Origin of the sequence: Kribbella orskensis (genome assembly GCF_004342085.1) — a bacterium.
GTDB lineage: Bacteria > Actinomycetota > Actinomycetes > Propionibacteriales > Kribbellaceae > Kribbella > Kribbella orskensis.
The window spans coordinates 11,199-25,316 of the sequence record NZ_SLWM01000037.1; the positions used below are offsets into that span (position 1 = coordinate 11,199).

Annotated in this window: 15 protein-coding genes; 5 read left to right on the plus strand and 10 right to left on the minus strand. The window is 68.7% G+C overall.

Going from position 1 to position 14,118, the window contains the following annotated elements; all coding sequences use genetic code 11:
- Positions 1-159: 159 nt before the first annotated feature.
- Both EV644_RS41630 and EV644_RS41635 read right to left on the minus strand, forming a co-directional pair.
- Complete coding sequence (locus EV644_RS41630) at positions 160-1,203, minus strand: Gfo/Idh/MocA family protein (RefSeq protein WP_241999406.1); 1,044 nt, start codon at positions 1,201-1,203, stop codon at positions 160-162.
- Positions 1,196-1,936 carry a ThuA domain-containing protein gene (locus EV644_RS41635; protein ID WP_132196882.1) on the minus strand — a complete coding sequence of 247 codons (741 nt, stop codon included), beginning with the start codon at positions 1,934-1,936 and terminating at the stop codon, positions 1,196-1,198. The genes EV644_RS41630 and EV644_RS41635 overlap by 8 nt, the downstream gene beginning before the upstream one ends.
- Before the next feature lie 98 nt (positions 1,937-2,034).
- On the opposite strand from EV644_RS41635, the gene EV644_RS41640 reads away from it, so the two are divergent.
- Positions 2,035-3,039: a LacI family DNA-binding transcriptional regulator gene (locus EV644_RS41640; RefSeq protein WP_132196880.1), complete on the plus strand. Its 1,005-nt coding sequence runs from the start codon at positions 2,035-2,037 to the stop codon at positions 3,037-3,039.
- On the opposite strand, the gene EV644_RS41645 is transcribed toward EV644_RS41640, so the two are convergent.
- The 4 genes from EV644_RS41645 to EV644_RS47400 all read right to left on the minus strand — a co-directional run bounded on the left by EV644_RS41645 (position 3,036) and on the right by EV644_RS47400 (position 4,646).
- Positions 3,036-3,614, minus strand: coding sequence for a GNAT family N-acetyltransferase (locus EV644_RS41645; protein WP_132196878.1), 579 nt, complete (start codon positions 3,612-3,614; stop codon positions 3,036-3,038). The genes EV644_RS41640 and EV644_RS41645 overlap by 4 nt on opposite strands.
- Positions 3,615-3,623: 9 nt before the next feature.
- Positions 3,624-3,806 (minus strand): hypothetical protein, encoded by a 183-nt coding sequence (locus tag EV644_RS41650; protein WP_132196876.1) that lies wholly within the window; start codon positions 3,804-3,806, stop codon positions 3,624-3,626.
- Between the two features lie 106 nt (positions 3,807-3,912).
- On the minus strand, positions 3,913-4,251 hold the full coding sequence (locus EV644_RS47395; RefSeq protein WP_255511471.1) for an SDR family oxidoreductase: 339 nt from the start codon (positions 4,249-4,251) through the stop codon (positions 3,913-3,915).
- Between the two features lie 5 nt (positions 4,252-4,256).
- Complete coding sequence (locus tag EV644_RS47400; RefSeq protein WP_199240333.1) at positions 4,257-4,646, minus strand: SDR family NAD(P)-dependent oxidoreductase; 390 nt, start codon at positions 4,644-4,646, stop codon at positions 4,257-4,259.
- Positions 4,647-5,035: 389 nt separating this feature from the next.
- Here EV644_RS47400 and EV644_RS41660 point away from each other — a divergent pair, with 389 nt between their 5' ends.
- Complete coding sequence (locus EV644_RS41660) at positions 5,036-6,325, plus strand: MFS transporter (RefSeq protein ID WP_132196874.1); 1,290 nt, start codon at positions 5,036-5,038, stop codon at positions 6,323-6,325.
- Here EV644_RS41660 and EV644_RS41665 read toward each other — a convergent pair.
- Positions 6,312-7,295: a TerC/Alx family metal homeostasis membrane protein gene (locus tag EV644_RS41665; RefSeq protein ID WP_132196872.1), complete on the minus strand. Its 984-nt coding sequence runs from the start codon at positions 7,293-7,295 to the stop codon at positions 6,312-6,314. The genes EV644_RS41660 and EV644_RS41665 overlap by 14 nt on opposite strands.
- A gap of 366 nt (positions 7,296-7,661) precedes the next feature.
- On the opposite strand from EV644_RS41665, the gene EV644_RS41670 reads away from it, so the two are divergent.
- Entirely contained in the window at positions 7,662-7,895 is a 234-nt protein-coding gene (locus tag EV644_RS41670; RefSeq protein WP_132196870.1) for a DUF6458 family protein, read from the plus strand.
- A gap of 74 nt (positions 7,896-7,969) precedes the next feature.
- The gene (locus EV644_RS41675; protein WP_132196868.1) at positions 7,970-8,989 is read left to right on the plus strand and encodes an NADPH:quinone reductase; all 1,020 of its coding nucleotides are present in this window, start codon (positions 7,970-7,972) and stop codon (positions 8,987-8,989) included.
- A gap of 334 nt (positions 8,990-9,323) precedes the next feature.
- On the opposite strand, the gene EV644_RS41680 is transcribed toward EV644_RS41675, so the two are convergent.
- From EV644_RS41680 to EV644_RS41690, 3 genes are all read right to left on the minus strand, one after another.
- A complete protein-coding gene (locus EV644_RS41680) occupies positions 9,324-10,046 on the minus strand; it encodes a transporter substrate-binding domain-containing protein (protein WP_132196866.1) in 723 nt (240 codons plus the stop codon).
- A gap of 22 nt (positions 10,047-10,068) precedes the next feature.
- Positions 10,069-11,505 carry a GuaB1 family IMP dehydrogenase-related protein gene (locus EV644_RS41685; protein ID WP_132196864.1) on the minus strand — a complete coding sequence of 479 codons (1,437 nt, stop codon included), beginning with the start codon at positions 11,503-11,505 and terminating at the stop codon, positions 10,069-10,071.
- Positions 11,506-11,629: 124 nt separating this feature from the next.
- Positions 11,630-12,529 (minus strand): AraC family transcriptional regulator, encoded by a 900-nt coding sequence (locus EV644_RS41690; protein ID WP_132196862.1) that lies wholly within the window; start codon positions 12,527-12,529, stop codon positions 11,630-11,632.
- 73 nt (positions 12,530-12,602) lie between these two features.
- On the opposite strand from EV644_RS41690, the gene EV644_RS41695 reads away from it, so the two are divergent.
- A complete protein-coding gene (locus tag EV644_RS41695) occupies positions 12,603-14,006 on the plus strand; it encodes an FAD-dependent oxidoreductase (protein WP_132196860.1) in 1,404 nt (467 codons plus the stop codon).
- Positions 14,007-14,118: the final 112 nt, after the last annotated feature.

Below are 14,118 nucleotides of genomic sequence, written 5' to 3' on the forward strand. Positions count from 1 at the left end.
GCCCAGGGCAACCAACGCCGAAAGATCCCGTGGCACACCACGGGATCTGGGCGGTCGTCAGCGCCGGGCGGAGTCACTCTGAGCCGCGACCCCGGACCGGTGTCCGAGTTTATTTCCTTTGTGAACTATATGGCAGTCAACTGCTCGGCGCTCATCATGTCAAGACGTGGATGATGAGATGTCGCCGACCACCTCGGCAATCGTGACGCGCCGTTTCTCGGTGGCGGATCGGACCGCGGCCTCGACCATCGCCAGGCTCTGCACGTTACTGTCCGCCGCGGTCGTGGACGGCTCACCAGTTCGCACGCAACGGACGAATTCGGCGAGCGAGCCATCCGTCTGCTCGAGATCGTCGTCGACCGGAACCTCCCGCGGTGGCTCCCCCGCGAGCGGAGCGTTGTCGCCGTCCCAGGTCGCCGTGCCGAGCTCACCGGCCACCCGCCAGCGGCTGTTCCACGAGGTCTCCTGGCCCGGGTTGCACCAGCTCCCGTTGAACACGAACCGGGCGCCACCCGGGAACTCGAAGATCGCCGTCGCCACCGCATCGCCGGCGAACCAGCTCCAGCCCGGGTTGTACGACTCGCAGTACACGGAGACCGGGTCCTCGCCGAGCAGGGCGCGAGCCGAGTCGAACTGGTGGATCGCCATGTCGACGAGCAGCGGGTACGGCATCTGCTCGCGGAAGCCGCCGAAGTGCGGGGCACGGGCGAACTCGCAGGAGACGGATGCGACCGTGCCGAGCTCGGCGACCGCTTCGCGCAGGGCGTTGAACTGGTTGAGGTAGCGTCGGGACTGGCTGATCATCAGCAGCTCGCCGGTCTCCTTCGCGACCTCCGCGATCCGCTGGGCCTCCGCGACCGTCGGCGAGATCGGCTTCTCGCAGAGCACCGGCAGTCCGGCGCGCAGCGCTTGCTCGTTCACCGGGTTGTGCGCGCCCGGCACGGTCACGTTGACGACCGCGTCCGCGCCGACGAGATCCACCAGCTCGGTCAGCGACCTCGCGACCGGGACGACCGCGGCGAGCTCCTCCTCGCTGACGCGCTGGGCGAGCTCCAGGTCCAGGTCGACCAGGCCGACGAGCTCGGTGTCGGGGGACCGGCCGAGCGTGTGCAGCCAGGTGTGACCCATCGCGCCGGCGCCGACCTGGATGATCCGCAGCGGCGCGGCCGTCTTCTTCCGCTTGCTCCCCCGTGGCTCAGACACTGAAGTCCCCCACCGCGTGACGCTCGAGCGTCGGCGCCTTCCGCTCCGGCCGATCGGTGACCGCCCAGGCGACCCCGTTCGCGATCACCTTGCGGACGTCCTTGTGGTGGTAGACCGGGTAGTCCTGGTCACCCGGCGAGAAGTAGAAGATCCGGCCGTGGCCGCGGCGGAAGGTGCAGCCGCTGCGGAACACCTCGCCGCCGCTGAAGTTGCTCACGAACACGAGTTCGTCGGGGACCGGGATGTCGAAGAACTCGCCGTACATCTCCTGGGCCTCGATCTCGATCGGCTGCGGGACGCCCTGCGCGATCGGGTGGGTCGGGTCGACGGTCCAGACCAGCTCGCGGTCGCGCTCGTTGCGCCAGCGCAGCGTGCAACTGGTGCCCATCAGCGTGCGGAAGATCTTCGACCAGTGACCGGAGTGCAGCACGACCAGCCCGAGACCGGCCAGCACGTGCCGCTGGACCCGCTCGACCACCTCGTCGGACACCTCCTCGTGCGCCATGTGACCCCACCAGACCAGGACGTCGGTGCTCGCGAGCACCTCCTCGGTCAGCCCGTGCTCGGGCTCCTCCAGGGTGGTCGTCCCGACCGTGAACCGGTCGCCGAGGTTCTCCTCGATACCTTCCTTGATCGTGGTGTGCATGCCGTCCGGGTACAGCTCGGCGACCCGCTGGTCGCGGTGCTCGTGCCGGTTCTCGCCCCAGACGAGAACGCGCGGGGTGTCTGCCATGAATGTCCGTTCGATCGCGTCGAGATGGGCGGTAAAGCGGTTAACCTGAGCCTAGCCGCGTGAGCGGCGCCCATGTCAAGACTTAGGGAGTACTGCGGGTGGCCACGGTCCGGGATGTCGCCGAGCGCGCGGGGGTGTCGATCGCGACGGTCTCCTTCGTGCTGAACGGGACCAAGCCGGTCACCCCGGCGACCCGGGATCGCGTCGAAGCGGCGATGGCCGAGCTCGGCTACCACCGCAACGTGCTCGCCCGGGCCCTGGCGTCGCGCCGGACCCGGATCCTCGCTCTCGCCCACCCGACCCTGGAACAGCGGTTCGGGAGCACGACGACGGACTTCGTCACCAGCGCGGCGCGGGCCGCCCGGGCACGGGGATACCACCTGGTGCTCTGGCCGGTGGACACCGACGGCGACGAGATCCGCGAGCTCCTCAGCCAGGGTCTCGTCGACGGGGTGGTGCTGATGGAGGTGCTGCTCGAGGACGCGCGGGTGGAAGCGCTGACCGGCTCCGGCACCCCGTTCGCACTGATCGGGCGTACTGCGGATCCGGCCGGGCTGATCCATGTGGACATCGACTTCGAGCAGAGCATGGCGATCGCGCTGGACCATCTGCAGGAACTCGGCCACCGGGAGATCGCGCTGGTCAGCGCCGGCCACGCGCTCCCGGAGTACGGGCCGAAGGTGCGGTCGGCGGCGGCGTACCGGCGGCTGTGTGGTGAGCGAGGGCTGCGGCCGCTGCTGCTGGAGTGCGAGGCGAGTGTGGTGGGTGGGCGTTCGCTCGTGCCGCGGTTGGAGGGGCGCACTGCGGTGGTGGTGATGAACGAGTTCGCCTGCTTCGGGTTGCTGTCCGAACTGGCGAGCCGCGGCGTTGCGGTACCGGGTGACGTGTCGATCGTGTCGTTCACTTCGCCTGACATGGCGGGGATCGCCGATCCGCCGTTGACGATCATGCGGTCGCCTGGCGCCACGCTCGGCGCGCTCGGGGTCGACGCCTTGATCGATCGGCTGGAGGACCCCGAGCTGATGCCGCCGCCCCAGCTCCTCCCCTGCACCTTGGAGCTGGGCGGCTCGACTGCTCGGGCTGAGTCGTCTACTCCGGCTTAGGTGTCGGAGCGGAGGCGGCCGTGGAGGTGCCAGTCGTGCCAGCCGTCGGCGTGCTTGATCGCCTGCCGCAGAGTGCCCTCGTACCTGTATCCGGTGCGCTCGGCGACGCGGCAGGACGCGGTGTTGGCGGTCGAGTGGTGGATGTCCAGGCGGTTGAATCCGATCACGCCGAAAGCCCAGGCGGTCAAGGTATCCACAGCCCTCGCAGCGGTGGCTCTGCCGCGGGCGCTCGGCGTCACCCAGTAGGACAGGCTGGCCGATCCCTCGGCCAGGGAGATATTGCGCAAGCCGACCTGGCCAAGCGGTTCGTCCCCTTCGTCGACGACTGCCCAACTGGCCGCGCTCTCGTCATCCCACCGCTGCTTCCACTGCCCGGTCCACTCCTGCGCTTCGTCGAGGCTGTCCAGCCGGCGAACGTGCCAGCGCTGGATGTCCGGATCCTCGAACGCGGTCCGTACTGCGACGGCGTCGCTCACCCGCCACGGGCGCAGTACGAGCCCGTCGGCCGCCAGCCGAGGCTGGCCGAGTGTGTGCAGAGTTCCCTTGGACAGCGCCGGATCCACGAGCAGAGGCATGCCCTGATCCTAGGGTTTCGGGGTTCCAGTCGGGCCGAGCCGGCGTTCGATCGTCGGCAGGTCGAAGGAGCCGGTACGGCGGCCGGTCCAGAGGTCGGCCATCACCATGTTGACCCCGAAGTCGCCGTGCACGATGGTCTGCGGCAGCTCGAGAAGGTTGTTCGCAGCAACGGACTTCTTCGCCTCGGCCATCGCGAACGCTGGGGACGATCGCGGAGAACCCGACCGGCAGCGTTGCGCTCCACGAAAGCCTGGGCTACCGGATCACGGTCCTGCAGCCCAGGTATCGCAAACCCATCTAGTCGACGATCGCGCCACAGCTGAGGTTGACGACTGCGCCAGTCATCGCGCCCGCGTGGTCGGAGGCGACGAAGGCGGCGGTGCCGGCGACTTCGGCGAGCCGGGGCAAGCGGCCCAGCGCAGTACCGTCGATCAGCGGCTTCAGGCTGTCGTCGTCGAGATTCACCCACTCCGGATGGGTTTCCGGCGTGAAGTTCGGGCGGAGGGCGACGACTCGGACGCCGTACCGGCCGACCTCGCCGGCCAGCGTGCGGGTCAGGCACTCGATCGACGCGCAGGCGAGGCTGAAGCCGCCCATCTCGAAGCCGGACTCCCGCGCCGAGGACGCCGACAGCATCAGGATCACGCCCCGGCCCTGCGCGCGGCCGAGGTGGAAGTGACGAAGTTGGTCCGGGCCGCGTCCTCGACCGGCCGGACGAAGTCCTCCACCGACAGGTCGACGAGCGGCACGTTCTGCTTCTCCCGGACGCTCACCCCGTTGAAGCAGACGTCGATCGGCCCCTTGATAGAGGTCGTGTACGCCTCGACCGCCTCAGCGTCGTACGCGTCGACGACTGCCATGGTGGCACGACCGCCGGCCTCGGCGATGTCGGCAGCGACCTTCTCGAGTTTGGCGAGCGTCCGCCCGGCCAGGTGCACGGTCGCGCCCTCGCGAGCGAAGGCCCGGGCTACCGCGCCGCCCATGGCGCCACCGCCTCCGTGAACGATCGCGACTTTGCCGTCGAGCAGCATGGTGTTCTCCTTCGTGCTCAGGGGGATTCCGCACTGAGACGACGAAGCTCGCGGGCGAATCTCTACACACCCGCTGACAGAAATGACCCGACCCGACCATCACGGGGGAACGGCCGGGCCGGGCTAGTTCCGATGGTACCCCCGCGAGGGCTGCTCAACCCGGTAATTCGGAGGCGGAGAACGGCGGGTCTGCCCTATCATCGCGCACATGCAACGTCGCTCCTGAAAGCGCACCACCGCCCTCACCGGCCGGCGCCCGTCTCCACCTCGTGGAGCGGCGCCATCCTGAGCTGTGCCGTCGTGCGTCACGTCCGGCGCCTGACCGTCGCCAGTCGAACGGTCGCGCCTCGTCATGCCCGCACACGTGATGCTTTCAGGAGCTCCCGACGATGTCTCTTCCTGCCTATCGGGCCGCTGATCCGGTCCGCACCTACTACGCCTTCAACGGCGTCTGGTCCTTCCTGTCCGCGCTGACCTTCACGCTCAGCATGGTCTACTACGTCAAGGACGTGGGCCTCAGCCCGCTCCAGATGGTCCTGGTCGGGACCACCCTGGAGGTGGCCTGCTTCCTCTTCGAGGTTCCGACCGGGATCGTGGCCGACCTGTACAGCCGCCGGTTGTCGATCATCATCGGCTTCATGCTGATCGGCGCCGGCTTCCTGCTGCAGGGGCTGGCTCCGGCCTTCATCGCGATCCTGGCCGCCCAGGTGCTCTGGGGTATCGGCTACACCTTCACCTCCGGCGCCGACCAGGCCTGGATCACCGACGAGGTCGGCGAGGACCGGGTCGGCCGGGTGTTCGTCCGCGAGCAGCAGGTCAACCTGACCGCGAAGATCGCCGGTACGATCTCGGCCGGCGGGCTCGGTCTGCTCAGCCTGCCGCTGCCGATGATCCTGTCGGGAGCGGGCATGGTGCTGCTGGCCGTCGGCCTGGCGGTCTTCATGCGGGAGGAGAACTTCCACCCGACCCCGAAGGCCGAGCGTGAGACCTTCCGGCAGATGGGCGACACCTTCAAGCACGGGCTGGCGGTCGCGCGCCGGCGTCCGGTGGTCCGCACGCTGGTGCTGATCAGCCTGATCTCCGGACTGTCCAGCGAGGCGTTCGACCGGCTGTGGTCGGTCAAGATCCTCAACGACTTCAGCTTCCCCAGCCTGTTCGGTACTTCGGACCCGGCGGTCTGGTTCGCGGTGCTCTCGCTGATCGGCACGTTCCTCGCGCTGGCCGCCTCGCTGGTGGTCAACAAGGTGTCGGCCGAGCGGGTCAACTCGTTGCACCCGAACGGACTGCTGGCCCTGCTGGCCGGCATCCAACTGGCCGGCGTGATCGGGTTCGCGCTGGCGGGTCACCTCTGGCTCGCGCTGGCGGCGATGTGGATCGGCACCGTGGCCGGCACCATCGCCTACCCGGTCGAGTCCGCCTGGCTGAACCGCAACCTCGATTCCCGCTCGCGCGCGACGGTGATCTCGATGGTGTCCCAGTCGAACGCCATCGGCCAGGTGGTCGGCGGACCGCCCCTCGGTGCGCTGGCGGGCCGGACCTCCCTGCGTACTGCGCTGGTGGTGTCGGGGTTGATCCTCACGCCGATCCCGCTGCTCTACCTGCGGTTGCGGCCGGACCGGCGTACCGAAGTACCGGCCGAACCGGAGGCGACGGCGGCTCAGGCGCCTAGTCCACGCTGACGCGGCGGCGGTCGTAGCCGGACTTGATCAGGCTTGCGACCGTCGTCACCAGCAGCGTGCCGGCGATGAACCCGAGTGAGGTGACGATGCCGATGTGCGGCAGGTGGATCGCGCCGATGTCGTCGATGTGCGAGCCGTGCAGCGCCTCGATGATCAGCTTGACGCCGATGAAGGCCAGGATCACCGACAGGCCGACGTTCAGGTAGATGACCCGCTCCAGCAGACCGCCGATCAGGAAGTACAGCTGGCGCAGCCCCATCAGGGCGAAGGCGTTGGCGGTCAGCACGACGTACGCGTCCTGGGTGAGGCCGAAGATCGCCGGGATCGAGTCGAGCGCGAAGATCACGTTCGCCATCCCGATCGCCGCGATCACGATCACCAGCGGGGTGAGCATCCGCTTGCCGCCGACCTTGCTGACCAGCTTGGCGCCGTCGTAGTCGTGCTGCAGCGGCAGGATCCGGCGCATCCCGCGCAGGACGGCGTTCTCCTGGAAGTCGGTCTCGTCGTTCTCACCCTCGAGCGCCAGCCGGACCGCGGTGTAGACCAGGAACGCGCCGAAGACGTAGAACACCCAGCTCGCGGCGGCGATCGCGGCGGCACCGGCCAGGATGAAGACCGCCCGCAGCAGCATCGAGACGACGATGCCGATGTAGAGCACCTTGTCCTGGGCCAGCGACGGGACGGCGAACCTCGCCATGATGATGACGAACACGAACAGGTTGTCGACGCTGAGGCTGTACTCCGTGATGTAGCCGGCCACGAACTCAGACCCGGAGGCTCCCGGCGTGAACAGGAACAGCGCGACCGCGAACAGGCCGGCCAGGCCGACGTAGAAGAGCACCCAGCGGGTGGCGTCCTTGATCGTCACGGTGTGTTTGCGGCGGGCGATCACGATCAGGTCGAAGGCGACGATCGCGAGCAGACCGATGACGGTGATGATCCACACGTGGGTGGGCACAGCAGAGACCATGACGATCCTCCGGACGACGACAGGGGCGGGTCCGGAGGTCTCTTCCGCCCGAGTGACTCGGACCGACAGCACCGGGTCGACCGCCGTCCCGGCGGGGCCGGGGGTCTTCCGTGATGACGACGCTGCCGCGAAGGAATACTCCCCTCCACAAAACGGGCCGATCCTACCCGCGCGAGTCCGTCAGGACCGTGCCCGGGGTCACAGCACGTTGCATTCGTCGAGAATGGTATACCGGATACTGCCGCCACCACCAGCCCCAAGGTTGCCGTCCCACCGTTTGCCGCCCCGGCCGGCCGGGCACCCGGAGTGCCGATGACGCCCTGCCGGTCCGCCGGTACGGCGTGCTCCACAACCTGAGGAGGCACGATGGGAATCGGTGCGGGAATCTTCCTGCTCGCAGTCGGCGGTGTGCTCGCGTTCGGGGTCTCGGACCGGATCAGCGGCGTCGACCTGACGATGATCGGCTACATCCTGATGGGAGCGGGCGCCCTGGGCCTGATCCTGGTGATCCTGCTCAACAGCCAGCGCTCCCGCAGCGTCGGCACCCACACCACAGTCATCGAAGAAGAACGCCACACCCCCCGCGACCCGCGGATCTGAGCGACGCGCGGAATATGGAGGGAGCGCCGTCGGCTGTAGCCGGCATCAGCGACAGCATCTCCGAGGAGCTCCCGATGAAGGCAATCGTGCACGACCAGCTCGGCCCCGCCGAGTCCGTACTCCGCCTGGTGGACAGGGAGGTTCCCGAGCCCGGCGCCGGCGAAGTACGGATCCGGGTGACCGTGTCGGGCGTCAACCCGACGGACTGGAAGGCCCGCACCGGCCTGTACGGCGGTGAGGTGGTCGAGTCGGTCCCGAACCAGGACGGCGCGGGTGTTGTCGACGCGGTCGGGCCGGACGTGGACGGCCTCGCTGTCGGAGATCGGGTCTGGCTCACGCTGGCGGCCTACCTACGGCCCGGGAGCGGAACGGCGCAGGAGTACACGGTCGTTCCCGCCGAGCGGGTCTTCCCGCTGCCGGGTGACGCTTCCTTCGAGCTCGGCGCGAGCATCGGAGTCCCGGCGATCACCGCGCACCGAGCTCTCACCGTCGCCGAGGACGGGCCGACGCGTCTTGCGCCCGGAGCCCTCGACGGCAAGGTGATCCTGGTGGCCGGCGGGGCCGGCGCAGTCGGGCATGCGGCGATCCAGTTGGCTCGGTGGGCTGGAGCGACGGTCATCGCGACCGTCGGCTCAGCCGCCAAGGCCGGCTATCCGGAGGCGGCCGGCGCGCAGTACGTCGTGAACTACAACGACGCCGACGCGGGTGCGCAGATCCGCGGATTCGCGCCCGACGGCGTCGATCTCGTGGTGGAGGTTGCCATCGGCGCCAATGCCGAGCTCGACCTCGAGGTACTGCGGCCGCTCGGCACCATCGCGATCTACGCGAACAACGGCGACAAGCCGTTCGCTGTCGACATCCGTCAGAACATGGGCCTGAACGCGCGGTACCAGTACGTGCTGCTCTACACGGTCGGGTGGGACAAGCTGACCGCGGCGGCTGAGGACATCAACGCGGCGATCGAGGCGGGCGCCCTGCCGGTCGGCGAGGACGCCGGCCTGCCGCTGCACCACTTCACCCTCGACCGGACCGCCGAGGCCCACCAGGCCGTCGAATCCGGCGCCACCGGCAAGGTCCTGATCGACGTCTCCTGACGGTCCCCAGTCGCGTCGCCACCCCCGGCCGAACGTCCGGGGTGGCGGCTGGGCGGGGTGGCGGCCGATCGCCGGGCGCGGCTGGCGTGGTCCACGGCGGCTGGCAGCTTGTAAGGCGTCAGCGGGCGAACAACCCGTCATCGGGAGGCCGATCGCGGGCCTGGAGCCGATGGCGCGCGGTTGAGAACGCACGTCAGCAGTTCTTCGCCGCCCTCCGATTGGCGGGGCAACGGCGACTACACCTCGCTGGTCCGGAACGCGATCGGCTGGCCACCTCCGACTCATTCGTCGAGGCCGGCACGCTGTACGGCGGACGGGTGGTCCGCCGGTTGGGTCAGGCGGGTGGGGCGACGGTGGCGTCGGGGCGGTTGGAGCGGTGGAGGGAGTCGGCGACGAAGCCGTTGGCCTTCTGGTCCTCGATGAACAGCCGGAGGAACTCGACGGTCTCGGGGCGGCGCGACTTCGTCGTACCGAGAGCTTGCTGGATTTGCATGAAGGCGTCTTCGATCACCCGCAGGCCGTCGTTCGCGGCGACGAAGTCGGTGACTGGTTGTCTGATCCCGGCGCCGGCCTCGAGGCCGTCGGCAAGGAACACGTCGACGCCTTCGTCCCCGCGGACCAGGGTCGCGTGCTCGAGCGTGCGAGTGAGGAACAGGTCGTAGGCGGAGCCGTTCTTCACGCCGACCCGGACCCCCTCGCGATCCACATCGGCCGACTTGGTGATCGCCGAGTCTTCCGGCACGGCGAAGACACCCTCGATCACGACGTACGGCGCGGTGAAGGCCACCTCGGCCTCCCGGGCCGGGTCGATCGCGAGGAAGCAGATGTCGGCCTGTCCGTCCACCATCGCCTCGAACGACTTCCGCGCCGCGTCGAAGCAGGCGAACTCGACCGGGACGCCCAGCCGCGCCGCGAGCTCGCGAGCCAGGTCGACGGTCACGCCCGCCGGCGCGTCTGGCGTGCCCTGCGCGAGCACCGGATTGCCCAGGTTGATGGACGCCCGCAGGGTCCCCGTGGGCGCGAGATCCTCGATGACGGCTGAAGAAACGTTGCTCATACCGCCCAACCTACGAGGGCGGTCACCAGCTGGTCTCGACGGGTTTGCCTTCGGTGTAGCCGGCTGCGCTCTGGATGCCGACGACGGCGCGTTCGTGGAACTCCTCCAGGTTGGCGGCGCCGACGTACGTGCAGGAGCTGCGGATGCCGGAGACGATCGAGTCGAGCACGTCCTCGACGCTGGGGCGCTCCGGGTCGAGGTACATGCGGGCTGTCGAGATTCCCTCGCCGAAGAAGCTCTTGCGGGCGCGTTGGAAGGGGGTGTCGTCCGCAGTACGGAGGCGGACCGCGCGGGCGGACGCCATACCGAAGCTCTCCTTGTAGATCCGGCCGTTGCTGTCGCGGTGCGGGTCCCCGGGCGACTCGTAGGTGCCGGCGAACCACGAGCCGATCATCACACTGGACGCTCCTGCGGCGAGGGCGAGCGCGACGTCCCGCGGATGCCGTACTCCCCCGTCGGCCCAGACGTGCTTGCCGAGCTCCCGCGCCCGGGTCGCGCACTCCAGTACTGCGGAGAACTGCGGCCGGCCGACCGCGGTCTGCATCCGGGTCGTGCACATCGCACCCGGACCGACGCCGACCTTCACGATGTCGGCGCCGGCCTCCACCAGATCGGTGACTCCCTGGGCCGTCACCACGTTGCCCGCCACGATCGGGACCTGCGGCTGCAGCGCTCGGACGAGACGCAGTACTTCGAGCATGCGCTCCTGGTGACCGTGAGCGGTGTCGATCACCAGTACGTCGATGCCGGCGTCGAGCAGGGCCTTCGCCTTCTGTTCCGCGTCGCCGTTGATCCCGATGGCCGCGGCGACCCGCAGCTTCCCGGCCGCGTCGACGGCCGGCTCGTACAGGGTGGCGCGCAGAGCGCGTTGACGGGTGAGGATGCCGACGATGTGACCGTCCGCGTCGACGACCGGCGCCAACCGGTGGCGACCGTCGTGCAACTGGTCGAACGCCTCCTCGGCGGCGATCCCGGCCGGCAGCGTGAGCAACTCGCGGGACATGATCCCGTCCAGTTGCGTGTACCGGTCGACGCCCTCACAGTCCGCGTCCGTCACCACACCGACAGCCCGGCCTTCGTCGACCACGATCACAGCGCCGTGACCGCGCTTCGGCAGCAGGTTCAGGGCCTCACCGACAGTGCCGTTGGGCGCCATCGTGAGCGGGGTGTCGTAGATCGTGTGCCGTTGCTTGATCCACGAGACCACCTCGGCGACCACCTCGACCGGGATGTCCTGCGGGATCACCGCCAGCCCGCCACAGCGAGCGATCGTCTCGGCCATCCGCCGCCCGGACACCGCGGTCATGTTCGCCGCGACGATCGGGATCGAGGCCCCGGTCCCGTCCCCGGTGGACAGATCCACATCCAGCCGAGACGCCACCACCGACCGGTTCGGCACCAGGAACACGTCACTGAACGTCAGGTCCTGCTCGGACACTCGATCATGAAGGAACCGCACGTCAACCACCTCACCGACCAGTCGTCAGTTGCACCTGGCAATCACAACGAACCCTTCGGAGCGTACGTCATCGCCCCTACCGGTTCCCATGCATTCACCCAACAAGCACGACCGGCACAAGGGTTCAGGGAGTACGGCGGAAGCGGCCCGGGGTGGTTCCGACCGCTTCCTGGAAGGCCCGGGCGAAGGCGGACTCCGAGTGGTAGCCGACCTTCGACGCGACCGCGGCGACGGTGAGTTCGCGATCCGCGAGCAGGTCTGCCGCGGCCATCATCCGGACGTTTGTGAGGAAGGCGCCGACGGTGGTCCCGGTGTTCTTCACGAAGCGCCGCAGGAAGGTGGCCCGCGCGAGCGCCGCGATCCCGGCCAGCCTCTCGATCGACCAGTCGGCGCCGGGATCCCGCAGTACGGTGTCGATCACGAGGGCGATCCGCTTGTCGTCGACGGCGGTCCACAGCGGGGTCTCGGCCAGCCGGCCGGTGGACTGCCGGAGCACCATCGCCAGCAGCGCGGTACAGATCGACGAGAGGATCGCGCTGGTACCTGGACCTCCGGCGAGGGCCTCCTGCCGCATCAGCCCGCTCATCGTCCGGACCATGTCGCCACCCTCGCCGAAGGACACTACGAGCGGATCGGGAAGGCTGCGGACGAGCAGTACCCCCGCGCGCGAACCGAACGTGTAGTGCCCGCAGAAGAGGTCGATCACCCCGTCACCGGCGGAATCGCTACGAATGGTGTCGAAGAAGTCGCCGTGGGTCTCGACGACTCCCTGCGCCCGACCGGCGCCCGCAGTACGGATGCGGTGCGGCGGGCTGCTCGGCAACAGGACAGCGTCGCCTGGCTTCAGGGCGTAGTTCTTGCCGCCCGCCTCCAGCGTGCACTCGCCATCGAGCAGAAAGTGGAAGGCGGCCTCGGCGTCGCCGTACGCCGGCACGTCCATCACTGTCGCGCCCGCGAGCAGGCAGCGCTTGTCCAGCCGGGCCTGCACCCGGGCCAGGTCCATCAGCTGGCTGATCGTATCCATGTGAGACTCTCGCGAAGAAAATTGGCACGAAAACACCTAGTGAGGATCATCCCCACGGTGGAGGCTACTCCCCATGGACAACAACACCCTGCATGCCGACGTCGTGGTGATCGGATTCGGCAAGGGCGGCAAGATCGCCGCCGCGACGCTCGGACGGCTCGGCCGGCGGGTCGTGCTGATCGAGAGGTCGGACCAGATGTACGGCGGGACCTGCCCCAACGTCGGGTGTGTGCCGACCAAGGCGCTCGTGCACCACTCGGGCAACCGGCGGCCGGACGACTCGCCGCAGGAGTGGTTCGAGCACGCTGTCGGCCAGGTCCAAGCGCTCACCTCCCTCTTCCGGGCCGGCAACTACGACGCACTCAACGGAGCCGACACGATCACCGTGATCACCGGCGCCGCCGCGTTCGTCGACTCGCACACGGTGGCCGTCGGCAAGGGTGCGGACCGGATCACGGTGACCGCCGAGACGATCCTGATCAACACCGGGTCGGCGCCGGTGATCGCCGGCATCCCAGGGCTGGCGGACAGCAGCCGGCTCGTCACGAACGTCGACCTGATCAAGAACACCACGCTGCCCGGGCGGCTCGCGGTGATCGGCGGTGGCTACCTGGGCATCGAGTTCGCCTCGATCTACCACCGGTTCGGCTCCCGGGTCACCGTGTTCGAGACCTCGGCACGGATCCTCGGCCGGGAGGACGACGACGTCGCGGCCGCCGCCGAGCAGATCCTCACCGACGAAGGAGTCGACATCGTGCCGGGCTCCACCGTGCTGGAGGTTCGCGATGGCGCGAACGAGACAACCGTCGTCTACGAGAAGAACGGCCGGCAGCACACCCTCGTGGTCGACGCCGTGCTCGCCGCCACCGGCCGCGCGCCGGTGACGGACGGCCTCGACCTGGAGAAGGCGGGCATCCGTACTACGCCCCGCGGCGCGATCGAGGTCGACGAGTACCTCCGGACCAGCCAGCCGCACGTGTTCGCGCTCGGCGACGTCAACGGCGGCCCACAGTTCACCTACATCTCCCTCGATGACAGCCGGATCGTGCTCGACCAGCTGACCGGCGAAGGCAAGCGCACCACCACGGACCGGGTCGCAGTACCGGCCACGCTCTTCATGACTCCTCCACTGGCCACGATCGGCCTGACCGAGAAGCAGGCCCGCGCGGCCGGGCACCGGATCACGCTCGCGCGGCAGAACGTCGCCGACATCGTGGCGATGCCGCGCGCGTACATCGTCGAGGAGACCCGCGGCCTGATGAAGTTCGTCATCGACGCGGACACCGACCAGATCCTCGGCGCGGCCCTGCTCAGCGTCGATGCCCAGGAACTGATCAACACCGTCGCCCTCGCGATGCGTCACGGCATCACCGCCTCCGAGCTGCGCGACTCCATCTACACGCACCCGAGCTCGACCGAGGCCTTCAACGACGTCATCGGTGCCGTTATCCACACGGACGACCCGCTGGACGTCTGACCACGGCGATCCGGCGGCGGCTCGCACTTCGTACAGGCTCTCGTCAGTCCCGACGACGAGAGTTGAACAGGGCTGATCGCCTTACCCAGCACCTGACAGCTTCCATCGCCCT